Here is an 18,100-nt window from a genome sequence, read left to right on the forward strand (position 1 = left end):
TAGCCAAAAGTGTTATGTCAAACCGTTCAAAATTTAACAAAAACAAGTAAAAGTATGCAAAAAATTCAAAAAATTAAACCTCCCTTGCTAAGGATTATGAAATATTCTTTGCTACAGTTGTTTCTGGCATGTGTTTTCTCTTCGCTATCCGTAGCGAATGTCTATACACAGGAGCTTCTCAACCGTACAGTGAGCCTAAAAGTTGACAATGCAGCTTTCAAAAATGTATTGCTCAACCTTGAAAAAGAAGCAGATGTAAAGTTTGTTTATAGTTCTCGCTCGGTTCAGCTTGACCGAAAAATGAGTGTACACGTTACCGACAAAAGGCTCTCGGAAGTATTAGATATGGTGTTGCGTCCGTTGATGTTGAACTACCAAGTGGTTGGAGGACAGATAATTATCAATACCATCGATGAGGAAGAAAAGACATCGGCTGAAGTGAATGAAGCATCTCTGCAAGTAAAAGACCAAACCGTAAAAGGGAAAGTGACTGACGAGACAGGTGCAGGATTACCGGGGGCTAATGTATTAATTAAAGGAACTAAAAAAGGTGTAAGCACCAACGGAAATGGAGAGTTCTCGATTAGCTTTCCCGATGGTAGCGATGTTGTTTTGGTGTTTAGTTCTGTTGGTTATATTACTCAGGAAACTGCGGTAGGAAGCCGTACATCCATCAACGTTTCGTTAGTTCCAGACAATAAATCGCTTGCCGAAGTGGTAGTAGTAGGATATGGAACGCAAAAGAAGAGCGACGTAACAGGAGCGATTTCATCCATCAACGAAAAAGCCATCAAAGAAGTACCGACCTCCAACATTGGTTCTGCCTTACAAGGACGAGTAGCAGGTTTAGAAATTCAGCGAGCAGGCTCAACCCCTGGGTCGGGCAATCAGATTCGTATCCGTGGTGAGCGTTCTATCAATGGTAGCAACGACCCGCTGATTGTATTAGATGGTATCCCGTTTGATGGTGGCTTGAATGATATTAATAACAACGATATTGCCTCGATAGATGTCCTCAAAGATGCTTCCGCTACGGCTATTTATGGTTCTAGGGGTGCGAATGGTGTTATTTTGATTACGACTAAAAGAGGGAAATCTGGGGAAACCAAAATTACGTATAATGGCTATTATGGCGTAAGCAGTATTATCAATAAATACCCTGTTTATAATGCCGAACAATACCAAGCTACCCGTAATATCTCGGTATATTCTTCTGGCTATATGCCGGGGGAAATAGCCTCTATCGCTAGTGGCAAAACTACCGACTGGCAAGATTTGATGTATAAAAACGGCTATATCACCGACCAAAACATCAGCGTATCAGGTGGAAAAGATGAAAATTTATTCACCATTGGCGGAGGATATTTCAAGGAAAGTACTGTATTGCCGGGTCAGGATTTTGAACGTTTTACCGTGAAAGGTTCAACAGATACTAAAATAGGACGCATACTGAAATTTGGTATTAGCTCGCTTACCACGCTGACTACTACCAATGGTTCACAGTTTGTAAACCCAATGTATCCGATTCTTACATTGAGCCCATTGATGCAACCTTATGATGCTAATGGTAATATCGTGATTTCGCCAGCGGGTAATAATGACGATGTAAACCAGTACAACCCTTTGTTGTTGTACAGAGATACCAATTCTTGGGTAGATAGAGTACGTCGCTTGCGCACCTTCAATAGCTTGTATGCCGAAGCGCAATTGGCGGAAGGATTAAAGTATCGTGTAAATATTGGGGTTGATTTAAGTTTTCAAGAGAATGCTCAATTCCAAAAAGGAGATAGCTATTTCAGACCCAATGCCAATAGTTTGGGAAGCATGAACAATGCAAAGGCTTCATCACTTTTGATGGAACATTTATTATACTATGACAAAACAATCGCTAAAAAACACAAATTGAATTTCACAGGTTTGTGGAGTGTTCAAAAGTCTCAATCATACAATACTTATATCAAGAGAGAAGGTATCGCCGCTGATTTTATCCAGTTTTACGACCTATCGCAAGTAACAGACGAGGCCAAAGCCAACACTGTTATCAGCGGTAGCGAGTCATCAAGAGGGATGATTTCGATGATGGCGCGTATCAATTATGCTTATGATGACAAATATTTACTAACCCTTACGGGTAGGAGAGATGCCTCTTCAGTATTGGCAGATGGTCACAAAACATTGTTTTACCCTGCGGTATCTGTAGGATGGAACATTGCTAACGAGGAGTTTATGAAAGAGATTCCTGTCATCGCAAGTCTGAAATTACGTGCAGGTTGGGGAACAACTGCTAACCAGTCTATCGGGCCATACTCTACGCTAGGGGGCGTAGTGCCATATTTATACCAAGGTTCGCAAACAGTACCGATTAAATACAACTTCGGTTCGACAGTCGTATCTGGATATAACATCAATACGTTGCCTGACCAAAACCTTACTTGGGAAAGCACAGAAGGTAAAAACGTAGGGGTTGATTTTGGGATTTTAGACAACCGCATTACGGGTAGCGTAGAATGGTATCATCAATATACTAAAGGAATTTTATACGGGGTGACCTTGCCTGCGACAACGGGGGTAACAGGACAGTATTTGACCAACGTAGGCGAAATGAGCAACCACGGGATGGAATTCTCGGTATCGTCAGTGAATGTAAAAACCGCACAAGGCTTTACTTGGAATACAGATTTCAACCTTTCGTTCAACCGTAATAAACTAGAAAAACTAGACGGTTCGGTTACGCAAAACATTGCCAATGGTTTATATGTGGGGCATCCGTTGACTGCCATTTATGACTATACTAAGTTGGGTATCTGGCAATTGAACGAAGCCGAGCAAGCCGCTAAATATGGTTCAGTACCAGGGCAATTGAAATTGGCTGATTTGAACAATGACGGAAAAATTACGGATGTAGACAGAAGCGTAATCGGTAGCGGACAGGCAGATTTTCAGGGTGGTTTGACCAACCGTTTTTCTTATAAAGGCGTCGATTTATCAATCGTTTTATTTACACGTGTAGGCGGAACATTAGTGAGTACTGTTCACCAGCCCTTATCGAATTATTTAACCAACTTGGACGGACGTAGAAACCAATTAGCCGTGGATTATTGGACGCCTGACAACCCGACTAATTCATTCCCAACGCCAGCAGTGGCTAACCCTAGTCCTGTAGGTGCGGCATGGTCAACGCTTGGGTATTTTGACGCTACTTTCTTGAAAGTAAGAAGCATTAATCTTGGGTATAATTTGCCAGCATCTTTGTTGAAAGTAATCAAAGCATCATCAGTAAAACTTTACTTTACTGCTAGCAATCCGTTTATTTTATTCTCGCCTTATGTACAAGCAGGCGGTATAGACCCAGAACCAAGCGGACAAGGTTCTAATGGTTTAGTGGGCGGTGGTCCAGGTAATATTTCAGGTAGAAACTTGAATATTCGCCTTACGACACCCTCTACTAAAAGCTTCATTTTTGGCATGAATGTGACGTTCTAAACGTAGGAAGGATTGATTGCACAACAAATGATTTAACATTTTTTATTCGATACATAATGAAATTAAAACATACATTTTCAGCTTTTCTATTGGGCATAACGGCATTTGCTTTTTCTGGGTGCCAATCGGTCTTGGAAGAAACCCCAAGAACTGCCTTTACGATAGATTATTTCAAAACGCAAGATGGTCTGCAATCTGCTATTTATACCGCTTATGCAGGGTTAAGATATGACTTCGGCCCCATCGGAGCGATGGTCTTGGGGAATGTTGGGACAGATGAATTTACCTATGGCGACCAAGGAGCTTCTGGGCAGACATTAGAGTGTGGTATCTATAGCATTAGCCCTACTAACGGTGCCATTGGTACGCCTTGGAACAGGAATTATTCTAACATCAATCTTTGTAATGCCGTGGTGGAATTTGCCCCAAACGTGACGATGGATGCTACGAACAAAAGCAAATTGTTAGGTGAAGCTCGCTACCTGAGGGCGATGTACTACCTATTGTTGGTAGAAAACTTTGGTGCCGTTCCGTTAGACTTAGGTTCTGGTGATTTGAAATTCAATAGTACGCCTAGTTGTACTTTTAGAAGAAATGACCCAGATTTGTTGAGAAAGAATTTCCAGTCAATGGTAGATGATTTATTGTTTGCGGCTGAAAATCTCCCAGACCAGCGTCCTGCAGGAGAATATCGTTTGGCGAAAGGAGCAGCTTTGCATTTATTGGCAAGAGTATATACCTACCGTGCCTATTCGGCAGTAAAGCAAGCAACAGATTTTCAGAATGCCTACGATACAGCTAAAAAGTTGATTGACGGTAAAGCCAAATATGGCACAGATTTATTACAAGACTTTGGCGATGTACACAAAGAAGGAAACGACTATAACAAAGAATTGCTTTTTGCCGTAGAGCGTTTGCCATTGAACAACATTGCCAACGAAGTAGTAAACCCAAGTTCGGATTTTGACCAGAAGGTGAATATTTCTTGTAATATGTTTGTATCCAACTATACGGCTGTTACCAAAAATGGCGTAACTATTTTCCCTGTGCGTGTCTTACAATATGGTCGCCCGCTTCGTCAGTTTTGCCCAACCCGTTGGACGTTGGACGTAGCCTTTGCAGACAAGCTAAACGATAGCCGTTTTAACAATACTTTCCGAGATACTTACCCAGTAGCTACTTTTTACACGGCTGGTTCATCAGACTACACCAAATATGTAGCTGATATGGCAGCAATAGGTTTTGCGTTGGGCGATACCGCTTTTTATATCGCTCCAACCGATGCCATTGCTAAAACGTTGAAAGCCGCTAACAAAAAGTACGTGGTTTATTCGCCTTCGGAAACGTATAGCAATCAAAACAGGGCCAATAATATTTATCCTGCTTTGAGAAAATACGAGGCTGTCAACCGCAACTCTTACCAAGATATATCTGGTCGTCCGTTTGTGGCAAGTAAATTTTCAGAAGTGTATTTGTTAGCCGCAGAGGCTGCGATGGCTTTAGGAAAAAATGCAGAAGCAGCACAGTTTATCAATGTGTTACGTGACAGAGCAGCTTATCGCCCAGGACTTTCGGCGACAGAATTAGCCAGTAGAAAAGCTAAAATACAGGTGTCAGCAAGTGATATTACGCTAGATTTTATCTTGGATGAACGTACCCGTGAATTATGTGGAGAAAGCATCCGTTGGCCTGATTTAGCCATGCGTGGTAAGTTGGTAGACAGGGCTAAGAAATACAATCCAGATGTTACTAACCTGCAAAGTTTTCATTTGTTACGCCCAATTCCACAGTCGCAATTAGATGCAACGTGCGAAACAGATAAATCTCAATATCAAAATCCGGGGTATAACTAGGAGAGGAATGTGTAGTAAGTATGTGATTGATGTCATCATTAATGCATACTTACTATGCCCTATGCTTAAACCATTGTTGCTGAATGATTTAATGATTTAAAGCCTTGCATTGGGAGATAGACAAGTGCTTCTTTTTACTTCTTTCCACGATTGATGAACAGACAAAACATGAAAAGACATACATTATTATATAAGCTAGCACTAGTAGCCTCGATGGGCTTGTCGAGTGCTTGCGAAAAAGACCCCATTAATATTCTTAATGCCAATACTTACACAGCGGATGGCACGTTGAAAACCGCTACAACGGCCTTCCCAGTAGGATTGAGTATTGATTATGATTTATTTCTGAACAATGCTCAATACCGTGCTGTAGTAGCGGCGGATGCGCAAAGCACTACTTTCGGCTACCACATGAAGCACGGAGCATTAGTAAGAAACGACGGAACGATTGACTTTACCAAAGCGGATGCCTTGTATGATGCCTGTAAAAGTGCAGGTATCGAAGTATTTGGTCATACGTTGGGCTGGCACCAAAACCAAAATGCTACCTACATGAAAACGATAACAGGCGGAGGCTCTGGTCCGACGGCTGTAAACCTTGTTGCTAATGGTAGTTTTGAAAATGGTTCAGGTGATAATTTCAATAACTGGGGGAAATACAACGGAGGGACATCATTAGTAGCTACTACCGTTACCTCAGAAGTTCAGGCTGGTACAAAGGCATTGAAAGTAATTGTAGCTGCCGACGGTAATCCTTGGGCTGTACAAATGGCTAGTGACGAGTTTGCTACTACGGTAGGCAAAACGTATAACATGACGTTTTTTATCAAATCGGCTGTTGCAGGAGGACAAATGCGTATATCTACAGGCGGTACGGGTTCAACGGCACAGTATTCTGGGAACTACTCAACCTCGACAGATTGGGTACAAAAAACGTATTCTTTTACGGCTAATGGTTCCCTTACGCGTGTGTTGATTGACATCGGGAGCAAAGCCAATACGTATTTTATGGATAACGTCGTGGTAGTAGATGCCTCTGCGTCTGTGCCACCAACGGGCGGAGCTTTGGTAACGGCGGTAGATAATGCCTTGAAAGATTTTATTACTCAGACGGTAACGCATTACAAAGGAAAAGTAAAAGCTTGGGATGTGGTCAACGAACCAGTCTCTGAAAGTGGTACATTGCGTACGGATGCCAACACAACGGTAGCTGCGACAGCGACAGACTTTTTCTTTTGGTCGAAATATTTAGGTCGCAACTGGGCATTAAAGGCATTTCAATATGCTGCCGCTGCCGACCCAACGGCTGAGTTGTACATTAATGATTATAACTTAGAGTCGAATAGTGTAAAGCTTGATTCTTTGATTGGCTATGTAGCAGAATTAAAAGGCAAAGGAGCGAAGATAACTGGAATCGGCACGCAAATGCACGTGCTTTGGAATACGCCTTATAGTGGTATTGATAATATGTTCAAGAAGTTAGCCGCTACGGGTTTAAAAGTGCGTATTTCAGAATTAGACGTTCGGGTGAATCCTAATAAAAAGGCTCAGTTTGTTTTAAACAAGCAATTTGAATCATATCAGGCTGATATGTATGCCTATATTGTACGTTCTTATTTGACAAACGTTCCTGTAGCACAGCAATCAGGGATTACGATTTGGGGAATATCAGATAATACAAGTTGGCTGTATGAAAATGGATTAGATTTTCCTTTGTTGTTCAATAAAGATTATTCTAAAAAAGCGGCGTATTATGCTGTGTTGAAGACTTTGAAGGAGAAGTAGTTTAGGAAGTTGTAGGTAATCAGTCACCCGTGGTCTGTAGCACACAGAACACAGTGCTTGACTATTTATGTTCTGTGTGCCACAGACCATGGGGAAGTACAAACTGATAGCATGACTTCAAGTCATGCCATCAGTGAGACATAAATAAGCTTGAATAAAAGAATATAAATACCAAGAGAACCTTAAGAATAGCTAAATTTGCTATACCTTAAGGTTTTTCTATTTTTTGACTTTTATTACCTAAAAAGTACCCACGCTATCATCATGAAAAGCTACGCTAAAAAAGCCTTTTTCTTTCGAGATGCTGCTATTCAAGCAGAAATCAATGCGCTTGATGCTGTCAATGATCATCAGCGAATAGTGTATTTATTGACGGCTTATGAATTTACTTTTGATATGGTACGTGCCTTAGAATTAGCCTTGTTTCATACCTATGCTAGTCCCAGTATTTCAGGGCTCTTGCAAAAGACAGGAGAGTTTGAACGAAGAGGACAAAAAAGATATGATGATACAGGCATCCTGATTGCTCAATTTATGCAAGCAGGTTATGATAGCGAATTAGGCAAAAGGGCAATTGCTCAGATGAATAAAATTCACGGGCATTATCGCATTGCCAATGACGACTATTTATTGGTATTGTCCACCTTTGTGTTTTATCCCATCAATTGGATGGAAACAAATGGTTGGCGAAAAATGACTGACAATGAGCAGTTAGCCTTGTTTCTCTTTTTTAAAGAAGTCGCCAAACGCATGAACTTAGTAAATATCCCTGAAGATTTAGCTGCTTTAAAATCCTTTGCAGCACAATACGAAGAACAATATTTTTGTTATGCTAAAAGTAATGAAGTAATTGCTGATGCTACTATTAAGATTGTTGCCAATTGGTTTCCAAGCTTTTTGAGGTTTGCGGTAAAGCCTGTTTTTGCGGCATTGATTAACGACAAACTACGAGAAGCCTTTGGTTATAAAAAGCCTTCTGAGCTATTTTGTGGATTGCTCCATGCCAGTTTTCAGGTAAGAAAACAATTTTTAAAATATATTACGTTTAAAAAATACCCTACAGAAATATCCAATACCTATTATCGAACCTATCCAAAACATGAGTTTACAATAGAAACCCTTGGTCCTGAATATTTAACGCGGAAGAAATAATTTGTAAAAGTGTATTTTGTTCGGTAAATTTGATTTGTTCGTTTATTTAGAACAATATATAAAATCCGAACAAAATGGAGAATCAACAAGAAATAGCCTATTTGGCAATAGATACTTTTAGAGAAATAAGTCATTTAGAATCGACATTTCAAGTTAGCAAGAATGATAAAATAGATGGCTTTTTAACAATAAAAGATAAAGAAAATGACCAAGAAATAAATTTAGCAGTTGAGATAAAAACCAAACTACAAAATGCTCATATTGCAAAGCTATTGTTGCAAAATAATGAGCATGAGCATTTTATCGTAATTGCTGAAAGTATCATTCCTGATTTACGCAAAAAATTAAGAGGATTGCATATTAATTACTTAGATATTACTGGGAATGCTTATCTTAAATACCCGAATGTCTTTTATTTTGTTGAAAATAATAAAATAAATTCATCAAAACTGTATGCTAGCAATAGTCCCTCTGTAAAGAAAACATTGACAAAAAATGGATTAAAACTTGTGTTTCATTTGCTTGAACATCCTGCTCTTTTACAGACAACCTACCGTATAATGTCAGAGGTCGCTCAAGTTAGTCTTGACACAGTACATAAAACAATTGTAACGTTAAAAAACTTAGGGTTTATTATTCCTCTTGATGATAAAAAGGATTATTTGTCAAATATTCCAAAGTTATTTGAACGTTGGATGATTGATTATGATGCAAAGCTTAAACCTACTTTGTATATTGGAAAATATAGAAGCTTACCTAATGTAGATTGGAAAAGTATAACCTTAGATAATAAAAGTAAATGGGGTGGAGAAGCTGCTGCCGAAATCTTGACAGACTATCTAAGGGCTACAAATCTTACACTTTATACAGAAGATGGAAGAAGTGAACTTATGAAAAAATATAGGCTCGTTCCTGATAATGTAGGAAATATTGATGTATTTCATTCATTTGCAAAAATGAATGAAAGTACTACTCAAACAGTAAGTCCTTTATTAGTCTATGCCGATTTAATAAATTCTACAGATTATAGAAATCAAGAAACTGCACAAAAAATCTATGAAAAATTCATTCAAGATAAGTTATGAACAAATAAGAACAGAAGCGCTAAGAAGTGTTTTTGAAGCTTTTGAAAGAGCCTTCGTTAATACAGGTGTTGATTTTTATGTAATTGGGGCGTTAGCGAGAGATTATTGGTTTTCAAAGCATCACATAGAGACCAAAGGAACTAAAGATATTGATATAGCGATTCAGATTGCTAATAGTTTGAAATTTGAAGCAATAAAACAATATTTAGTAACATCAGAAGGCTTTACGATTCATAGTGAAAATCCTATTTTAGTATTTGATGCTCATGGAATTCAAATAGATTTGTTACCCTTTGGAGAGGTTGAACAGGATGGGAAAGTGTTTTTAAATAGTAGGGCTTTCTCAGAAATAGATGTGGTAGGAATTAAGGAAGTTTTTGAAAGAGGCGTCATTGAAGTGAATGAAAATGGATTGGTCTTTAAATTATCGAAGCTAGAAGGTATTGTTATTTTAAAATTTATTGCTTTCAACGACCGTCCAGAAGATAGAGGAAAAGATATTGTTGATATTGGAATGATTTTAAAAAACTATTTCGATATAGCCAGTGATGACATCTATAATTTTCATCAGGATTTATTTGATGAGGATTTAGGAATAGAATATATTGCAGCAAGAGTATTGGGACGAGAAATGCGTCATGTTTTGGCATTATCCCAAACACTTGATACTAGGATACAAACAATTATTGAGGATGAAATGATACTCAGCCAAGAAAGTTATATGTTGAGAATTTTAGTAACGCAAATACCCAATACTAATATTAGTTTTTGGAAAGAAATGTTGATTAATCTTTTGAAAGGAATTAGAGAAAAAAGTTAAACTTTTAATTACTCCGTCAAGTATTCTACAAAAGTTCTATCTTTGCAATGTTTATTAAATCCTTATTTTGTTTCTTTATAAATGGAAAGTATTGCCCTAACCAAACGATATTATTCAATTTCGGAAGTTGCCCAGATGTTTGATATGAACATCTCGAAACTTCGTTTTTGGGAAGAGCAGTTTCCTTCTCTGGAACCTAAGCGTGATCGTTCGGGCGATAGAAAATATACCCAAGAGGACATCAAGCACCTTGAAGAGATTGTAGATTTGGTTGAAAATCAGGGATATACCATCGAAGGAGCAAAAAGAGCATTAGAGAATCAGAAACGTAAAAAACAGGAAAACCAAGCGATTATCGATAAGTTAACAGAAATTAAGAAATTTATGAAGAGTCTTCGGGAAGCGATGGATGAGCCAAACGAGGAGTCTGAAAAATTAACCGATAGTTAATTTTATCATCTACCATCAATCAAAATTTATCAAATTCTACCTTATTAATATGTCTACAAAAGAAAAATCACACTACCAAATTGCACTAACCTTGATTCCTAAAATCGGAGATGTGCTTATTCGTCAACTTATTAGCTACTGTGGTTCTGCAGAAGAAGTCTTCAAAACACCTGTTTCCAAACTACTCAAAATCCCGAATATCGGTAAAACATTAGCCCTGAATCTTCAAGATAAGTCTGTGCTAGACAAAGCATTTGCCATTATTGAAGAAGCAGAGAGACAAGAGGTTAATTTGCTGTTTTATACGGACAAAAACTACCCGAATCGGCTAAAACAACTTTATGATGCGCCAGTATTATTGTATTATAAAGGGAATGCCAATTTGAACCATACCAAGACAGTCGCCATCGTAGGCACTCGGCAATGTACTGAATATGGCAGAAATGTTACAGAAGAAATCATAGATGATTTAAAAGCTTTTAATCCTTTAGTCATCAGTGGATTGGCTTATGGAATAGACATTGCAGCACACAAAGCTTGCTTGAAAAGCGATGTTCCTACTTTGGGAGTAATGGCTAGTGGTATCAATTTTATTTATCCTTATCAGCACAAAAATACGGCTATTCAAATGCAGGAAACAGGGGGGATTATTACCGAACAAACGTTTGGGGTACAACCTGACCCAAGATTTTTTCCACAAAGAAATAGGATAATAGCTGGAATGTCGGATGTGACAATTATCATTGAAGCTGCCATAAAAGGAGGGGCTTTGATTACGGCAGAATATGCCAATAATTACCATCGTGATATTTTTGCAGTGCCAGGACAGCTTGGCAAATCTTTTTCAGAAGGATGTAATAAGCTTATCAAAGAAAAAAAGGCGGAGATTTATACCAGTATTAAAGATGTAGTAGAAACATTAAATTGGGATTTAGTAGGGCATGAGAAAAACCATAGCCTTAAAAACACATTAGACTTGACCAATTTTACTGACGATGAAAGTCAGGTGATGGCACTGCTCCATAAAAATCAGGTAATGGAAATAGATGTATTGGCTTGGCAGTCTCAGATTCACATTGCCAAATTATCATCCTTATTATTGAATTTGGAATTTCAGGGTGTACTGAAATCCTTGCCGGGGAAGAAATATGCTATTTCAATGCGGTAATTGTTAAGGTAATTGTGTTTTGGATGTCAGCTTTCAGCTTTATTCAAATGTTATGAGAAATTCGCAATATCTCATGTTTGTGAATTTCTCATAACATTTGAATTTTTAAAAGATTTCATAGATTTTGAATTTATACTCGACCTTACTTTTTGTCTTGATACAAAAAGTAACAAAAAAATCAAGAATTCCTAAACTCGCTCCGCTCAAACAGTAGGAATTCGATATCTCTGAATCAGCAAAAAGTGGTCTAAATTAGTTTAGGCCGCTTTTTTGTAATTTAAATTCGGTATGACCTATGTTTGATGTTTTCCGAATTCCTACTGTTTGAGCGGAGCGAGTTTAGGAATTCTTGATTTTCTTTTGTTACTTTTCTTGTATCAAGACAAGAAAAGTAAGGACTAGACGATAGTAAATATCAAACTTCTAAAACTAGTTATCTTGAAGAAAAATCGGAATGTCTGATGCTCAATAGAATATTACTATACTTTCCATTCCGAAGGATTATGTCTCCATTCTTGTAAAGTGATTTGCTGACTTTCAGAAACATAGTTTTTAGCAACCGCTTCTTTAATAAGGGTTTCATAGTTACTCAAAGTATACACTTTCAAGTTTTTCTCAGCGAAATTTTTGTCTGCTATCTCAAAACCATACGTGAAAATAGAAACCATTCCTAATACGTTTGCTCCAGCTTCACGCAAAGCATCCACTGCTTTTAAAGAACTGCCACCTGTTGAAACCAAATCTTCAATCAAAACTACTTTTTGGCCAGCTTTAATTTTTCCTTCTATTTGGTTGCCCATGCCGTGTCTTTTAGGTTCAGGACGAACATAACAGAAAGGAAGGTCGAGCCAATCTGCTACTAATGCTCCTTGTGCAATACCTGCTGTAGCAACTCCAGCAATAATATCAACATCGCTCCAATAAGCTTTAACAGCTGATGCAAGCCCATTTTTGATAGCAGTACGCACTTTTGGATACGAAAGCGTGATTCTATTATCACAGTAAATAGGTGAGTTCCAGCCAGATGCCCATTTGAAAGGTTGGTCGGGGCTTAGTCGAACAGCCTTAACTTCAAGTAACATAGAAGCGACTGTTTCTGCAAGAGTACGTTGTGCCATTTTGGGGTTTTTGTTAAATCTATGTGCAAAATTAAAAACTCTCAGTAATGTTTCGTAACAAAAGTTTAATTTTACGATGAAATATAAATTTTCATTTTAATTCACGAGCAAATCATTAGGGACCAATCAAACTAAAAATGATAATTTTCATTAACGAAAGACCTATCAAGGTCATTGGGAAAAAGAAAGCCCAAGCACTCACATCAACAGAATTTGACCACTTAATAGATGCTCAGCTAGAAGCCATTAAAGCCAATAGTCTACAAGGACACGTATTGATTATCAATGTGCTTTCTCCGACGGTCTCTAGGTTATTTACAATTTTAAAAAATGACGAGCTTCCTAATTTACAATCCATAACGTTAGTTTCAGCCAATAAAGATGCTACCGAAGACCAAATCAAATCTCAATACAAAGTTGTGAGAGCCGCAGGAGGCGTGGTGAGAAATGAAAATGGTAAAGTATTGATGATGTATCGTTTGAAAAAATGGGACTTGCCCAAAGGTAAACTCGATAAAGGCGAATCTTTCAAAATAGCTGCCGTACGTGAAGTAGAGGAGGAGTGTAATGTTAAGGCCAGATTAGAAGAAAAAATCTGTACGACTTACCATACCTATACCTACAAAAACGAAGCTATTTTGAAACAGACAAAATGGTATTCAATGGAACTGATTGATGCTGGCAAAATGAAACCTCAGTTGGAGGAAGGTATTGAAAAATTAGAGTGGATGGATAGAAAACAAATCCATACTGCGATGATTAATTCCTATTATTCTATTCGCTTTGTCTTGAAAAAATACTTTTACGAAGGTGAATAGCAGTAGGCTTAATCAAAAAAGTCTGCATGGAAATTTAATAGAAATACTTCATGGGTTGCACGGGTGACAGCCGTGTAAAGCCATCTGATGAAGTCTTCGTTGATATTTTCGTCCGTCAGGTAGCCTTGCTCAACAAAAACAGCGTTCCATTGTCCACCTTGCGACTTATGGCAGGTAAGGGCATAAGCAAATTTTACCTGTAGTGCATTCAAGTAAGGGTCTTTTCTGATGTCTTCGTTTCGGAGTTTTTTACTCGCTATGTGGGCATAATCAGCCGAGACGGAATCATACAGTGCTTTGTTTTCATCTTTTGACATCGCAGACGTGTTGGTATAAAGCGTACTGAGCATTACTTTGGCATCGATGGTCGGATGGTCTTCATAATCTAGCAGTCTGAGCGTAAGGGTAGCAAACCTAAAACCATGCATTTCTTCGATACCCCTGATTCTCATTACCTCCACAAAATCACCATTGGCCAAAAAGCCCGCAGGCGAATCCTCCGCAAGCCAATGGTAATTATTTCGAACAATCATGAGTAAGTCGCCTGTTGATAATTCATCTTCCATCGAAAAGATTTGCTGACGGATATAACGGTTATACTGCACAGCCGTTTTGTTAGAGCGTGTCAGGATAATCGTATTTTCACGACCAAACTTTCGGTAAGCATAATTCAGCCCATCTTCCAGTTTCTCACCCGTCATTTTAAAGAAATCCTTAAAACCTTTGGTATTAAAACTAATTTGAGGTTTTTCGTCTTTTAGAATATCACGCAAATTGGTTGCATTAAACAAAATGCCCGATTCTGCATCCTGACGCATTACTTCGGTTAACTCCTGCTCCATGACACCCACATGAAACTGACCTTCCATATAGCCTTTTTCAAGAGCAGGAGACATCAACTTGCCCACAGGAGGTAATTGAGCGGTATCGCCCACAAAAATCACTTTATTAAAATTATAATCTGTTTCAGGATGTGTAAAAATAAATTTCATCAAGTCGGTCAATAATCCTGGCGTACCAAATTCGGCATCATCCGAAATCATCGAGGCCTCATCAATGATAAAAATAGTCTTGGTCGCATAATTATTTTGTAATTGAAACTCCAAACTACCCGTATACTGATTAGCTACTTGTCTGTAAATCTTTTTATGTATCGTCAGGGCTTTGTTTTTGGAATAGTTGCCCATCACCTTAGCAGCCCGCCCTGTAGGAGCAAGGAGGATAGCTTTGTAGCCAAATTTAGGCAACACCTTCATAATCGTACTTAGCACAGTAGTCTTACCTGTACCAGCATAACCCTTCAACAAAAAGCATAAAGGTCCAAAATCATCTTGATTAGGGATAAATTTATCCATTTTCAGGAAAAGATCTAATTGCCCATTGGTAGGTTCAAAAGGGAACTTTTGGCGTAGTAAGAAAGAGGGGGTGGGTTTTTCTATTGACATTTATTCAAAAATAAAGCGATATGCTAATAATTCTCTAGGATAATCAGGTTTATCAAAATAACCTTCATAAGATTGTCTGCGACTATCAATCATACCCTGATGATTAAAATCTAATATTTTATGTGTTTTTTCTGCTCGACGTAACTTTTCATCCGTTAAACTAGGAAGAATTTTAATTTTATGTTCTGTATAATCGTAGAAAAAATAATCATTAAAATTATAAGTTGTTTCGTCGGGACGCAGTAACAATTCATCAAATTGAGAACCTTTTACATGTTGACAATGTGCACAAGCAACATATAGGTTTTCCCAGTGACAAACTTCATGAGGAAATTTGGATTTTGGTTTAAAATGGTCAATTGTTTCATCAGCACTTAATAATGGGAAACCATCACAATAGGAACAATGATTGTCAGTTTGTTCCATTAAAATGGGTAATATGATATTGTTTAATTTCTGTTTGTTGATTGTAGGATAATTATAGTATGAACGATTCTGTTGATTTGCATATCTTTCACCATAAACAACCCATCTAGGTTTAGGATTATTTTCTGAAAAAGCTTCTAATAAGATTGTAGGACATTTTTTTCTAATAAAATTTCTCATTATGTAAAACTATATTAATGCTTTGTGAGTGATTCTTCTGAGTTGATTCATTTCCATACCCATCATTTGCTCTAATTCGGTACTTTGAGAGGCTAAATGGTTGACGAGTTTATCGAACTCTTTAATATCATATTCCTGCCCCATCATTATTTTCTGTCTGAAATCTCTGAATTTTTTTAAATCATCCTCCACATTTATGCCATATTGTTCACTGACGCCAAAAACTTCATCTAAAATTCTACGAACACTTTTTCCATCCTCTGTTAAAACAGGTTCACCATCCAAAACCGCATAAGCGCCTACTTTCTTTAATTTATGCACCCAAGCACCATCCACAGAACCCACCACAAAAGGTGAATGCGTAGAAATAAAAATCTGTGCATTTTTAAAAAGTTTCTGAACGACAGGCAAAATTTTACGTTGCCAAGCTGGATGAAGATGTACTTCTATTTCGTCTAGGAAGAGAATGAAATTACGTTCAAAAATTGGCAAATCATTAATCCAATTTAATCTGTCCATTCTCATTAAAAGGTCTCCAATCCATGAAATCATTGATTTAAGACCATCTGAAAGTGTGTTAAAAGGAATTTCTAAATTGTCAATTATAACTAAGACATTAAATTTGTCGTCAAAATCAAATACCGTTTTTTGATCAGTTAAATCAGAGATAATATCTTCAAGTTTTTTAAGAGAACTTTTATGCAACTTTGCACTTTTACTGTCACCCTTATCTTTTGCCCTTAATTCACGAAATTTTGTATTAATAATCCACTGGAAAAGGTTTTCTGTATTAATGGAAGAATTAAAGTCTAAGGAGTTTAATAATGGATTATCTTTAATTTCCTTTGGACCAATTATCTTTTCATGTTTAATGCTTCTATTTCCAGAATAAGCAAACATGGCAAAATAGAGAAGAGAAAAATCAGGAGGTAAATTAAAATCATAGTCCAGATAATTATCTAAACTTTTAGGTTTTGGTCCCATTTGTGGTTCTCCCTCACTAGCATCCTCTTTATTCCCTCCTTTCCACGCTACTTTCTCATAATTATTAGATGTTGTTATTCTAATATTACTTTCTTTGCCAGCATGAGTACTTTTATTGAAAATCTTTCTTTTTTCATTATCGGAAATAGATTCGCCAAGCAGAACCAAAGCCTCCAAAATCGTCGTCTTCCCAGTCCCATTCTCACCAGTCAAAATATGGATTTCAGCTTTTTTAGGGTCAGTCTTTTTAGGGAAGTCCATTTTTAGATGCTCAAAAGCACCTATTTTATTGATTTCTAAACTTTCTATCCGAAAATTTTCCATGATACCTTTCGCTTGTTTTCTTAAAAATACTCAAAATATTGATGTAATTACTTATCAAGTCTAAATCAGTAACATATTTTCAAAATGCTAAGTTTATGCTTGAATCGGTGCTTGGCTATTGGGAAAATAGTATTTTGATAAATACAAAAGTAAGAAAAGCCATTGATTGAAAGAAGACAGCAATAAAAAAGTGTCAAATCTCAGGCATATTGACCATGAAATCTGACACTTTTACTATCACTATACAATACAAAACACTTAGAATACTCTAAGCCCAATAGTCATTTGCCAAAGGCTTCCTTTTTGTGAATAGTTAATGCTTTTTGATAAATCGACTACATTTGAGATGTCTGAAAGACTACCTTCATAACGTAAATCTACTGATAATGAGCCAATGTCTAAACCTGCCCCTGCCTGATACCCATAAGAGGCATTTTTGAACGATTCTCCGATGCTGCTTGAATAATTTTTCAAGTCATCACCAATACTTTCTGATACCTTAAATGATGCTAAAGGCCCAGCATTCAGACGAAGAGGACCAAGTTTATAGCCAATCAATAAAGGTACATCAATACTTGTGTAATCAACGTTTACTTTTTTTGAATTAAAGTCCATACTTCCACCCTTTGCCGAGAAAATTAATTCTGGCTGTAAAAATATCGTGTTCCCAATGCGGAAATATACGCCACCAACATAACCCGTTTTTGTATCTAAACTTTGTTGTAGATTTGCCCCAGCCGACTGATTTTTGAAATCAGTTTTTAATTGAGAAAAGTTTACACCACCTTTGATACCGAAGGTAAATTGAGCAAAAACACTGCTGGTTTTTGTCAAACAAAATAGGACGAGGAGTAATAAGATTTTTCTTTTCATCATAAGTAAGAGTTTGTTTCAACGACAATATAACGGTATATTTTAGACAAGAAGTACTTTATTCTTCATTTTTTTTAATATAATTTAGTAATCGGTAGGTATTTTTGATTTTAAATAAGTAATTGACAAATAAATG

At 37.3% G+C, this 18,100-nt stretch carries 14 protein-coding genes; 9 read left to right on the forward strand and 5 right to left on the reverse strand.

From position 1 onward, the window contains the following. Nucleotides 1-54: 54 nt before the first annotated feature. From AC1RNE_RS20150 to dprA, 8 genes are all read left to right on the forward strand, one after another. The gene (locus AC1RNE_RS20150; RefSeq protein ID WP_492803476.1) at nt 55-3,483 is read left to right on the forward strand and encodes a TonB-dependent receptor; all 3,429 of its coding nucleotides are present in this window, start codon (nt 55-57) and stop codon (nt 3,481-3,483) included. 56 nt (nt 3,484-3,539) lie between these two features. Then, nucleotides 3,540-5,336, forward strand: coding sequence for a RagB/SusD family nutrient uptake outer membrane protein (locus AC1RNE_RS20155; protein WP_492803477.1), 1,797 nt, complete (start codon nt 3,540-3,542; stop codon nt 5,334-5,336). Nucleotides 5,337-5,504: 168 nt separating this feature from the next. Continuing rightward, nucleotides 5,505-7,121: an endo-1,4-beta-xylanase gene (locus tag AC1RNE_RS20160; protein ID WP_492803479.1), complete on the forward strand. Its 1,617-nt coding sequence runs from the start codon at nt 5,505-5,507 to the stop codon at nt 7,119-7,121. A 264-nt stretch (nt 7,122-7,385) separates the two neighbouring features. Continuing rightward, nucleotides 7,386-8,273 carry an oxygenase MpaB family protein gene (locus tag AC1RNE_RS20165; protein WP_492803481.1) on the forward strand — a complete coding sequence of 296 codons (888 nt, stop codon included), beginning with the start codon at nt 7,386-7,388 and terminating at the stop codon, nt 8,271-8,273. A gap of 74 nt (nt 8,274-8,347) precedes the next feature. Next, the gene (locus AC1RNE_RS20170; RefSeq protein ID WP_492803483.1) at nt 8,348-9,358 is read left to right on the forward strand and encodes a type IV toxin-antitoxin system AbiEi family antitoxin; all 1,011 of its coding nucleotides are present in this window, start codon (nt 8,348-8,350) and stop codon (nt 9,356-9,358) included. Then, nucleotides 9,330-10,178: a hypothetical protein gene (locus tag AC1RNE_RS20175; RefSeq protein WP_492803485.1), complete on the forward strand. Its 849-nt coding sequence runs from the start codon at nt 9,330-9,332 to the stop codon at nt 10,176-10,178. Before AC1RNE_RS20170 ends, AC1RNE_RS20175 begins: the two co-directional genes overlap by 29 nt. 81 nt (nt 10,179-10,259) lie before the next feature. Next, the gene (locus AC1RNE_RS20180) at nt 10,260-10,628 is read left to right on the forward strand and encodes a MerR family transcriptional regulator (RefSeq protein WP_492803487.1); all 369 of its coding nucleotides are present in this window, start codon (nt 10,260-10,262) and stop codon (nt 10,626-10,628) included. A gap of 49 nt (nt 10,629-10,677) precedes the next feature. Then, nucleotides 10,678-11,796, forward strand: coding sequence for a DNA-processing protein DprA (gene dprA, locus AC1RNE_RS20185; RefSeq protein ID WP_492803488.1), 1,119 nt, complete (start codon nt 10,678-10,680; stop codon nt 11,794-11,796). Between the two features lie 479 nt (nt 11,797-12,275). Here dprA and pyrE read toward each other — a convergent pair whose 3' ends face one another. Continuing rightward, the gene (gene pyrE / locus AC1RNE_RS20190; protein WP_492803490.1) at nt 12,276-12,914 is read right to left on the reverse strand and encodes an orotate phosphoribosyltransferase; all 639 of its coding nucleotides are present in this window, start codon (nt 12,912-12,914) and stop codon (nt 12,276-12,278) included. A gap of 137 nt (nt 12,915-13,051) precedes the next feature. On the opposite strand from pyrE, the gene AC1RNE_RS20195 reads away from it, so the two are divergent. Next, nucleotides 13,052-13,732, forward strand: coding sequence for an NUDIX hydrolase (locus AC1RNE_RS20195; protein WP_492803492.1), 681 nt, complete (start codon nt 13,052-13,054; stop codon nt 13,730-13,732). An 8-nt stretch (nt 13,733-13,740) separates the two neighbouring features. Here AC1RNE_RS20195 and AC1RNE_RS20200 read toward each other — a convergent pair whose 3' ends face one another. The 4 genes from AC1RNE_RS20200 to AC1RNE_RS20215 form a co-directional block, all read right to left on the reverse strand. Next, a complete protein-coding gene (locus AC1RNE_RS20200) occupies nt 13,741-15,177 on the reverse strand; it encodes an ATP-dependent DNA helicase (protein WP_492803494.1) in 1,437 nt (478 codons plus the stop codon). Beyond that, nucleotides 15,178-15,783, reverse strand: a complete 606-nt coding sequence (locus AC1RNE_RS20205; RefSeq protein ID WP_492803496.1) for an HNH endonuclease family protein — start codon at nt 15,781-15,783, stop codon at nt 15,178-15,180. It abuts the gene before it with no gap. Nucleotides 15,784-15,792: 9 nt separating this feature from the next. Then, a complete protein-coding gene (locus AC1RNE_RS20210) occupies nt 15,793-17,091 on the reverse strand; it encodes an AAA family ATPase (RefSeq protein WP_492803497.1) in 1,299 nt (432 codons plus the stop codon). Between the two features lie 258 nt (nt 17,092-17,349). Further along, on the reverse strand, nt 17,350-17,967 hold the full coding sequence (locus tag AC1RNE_RS20215) for a porin family protein (protein WP_492803498.1): 618 nt from the start codon (nt 17,965-17,967) through the stop codon (nt 17,350-17,352). Nucleotides 17,968-18,100 lie beyond the last annotated feature (133 nt).

It is taken from the genome of Arcicella sp. GW822-FHT02H01 (assembly GCF_058802005.1).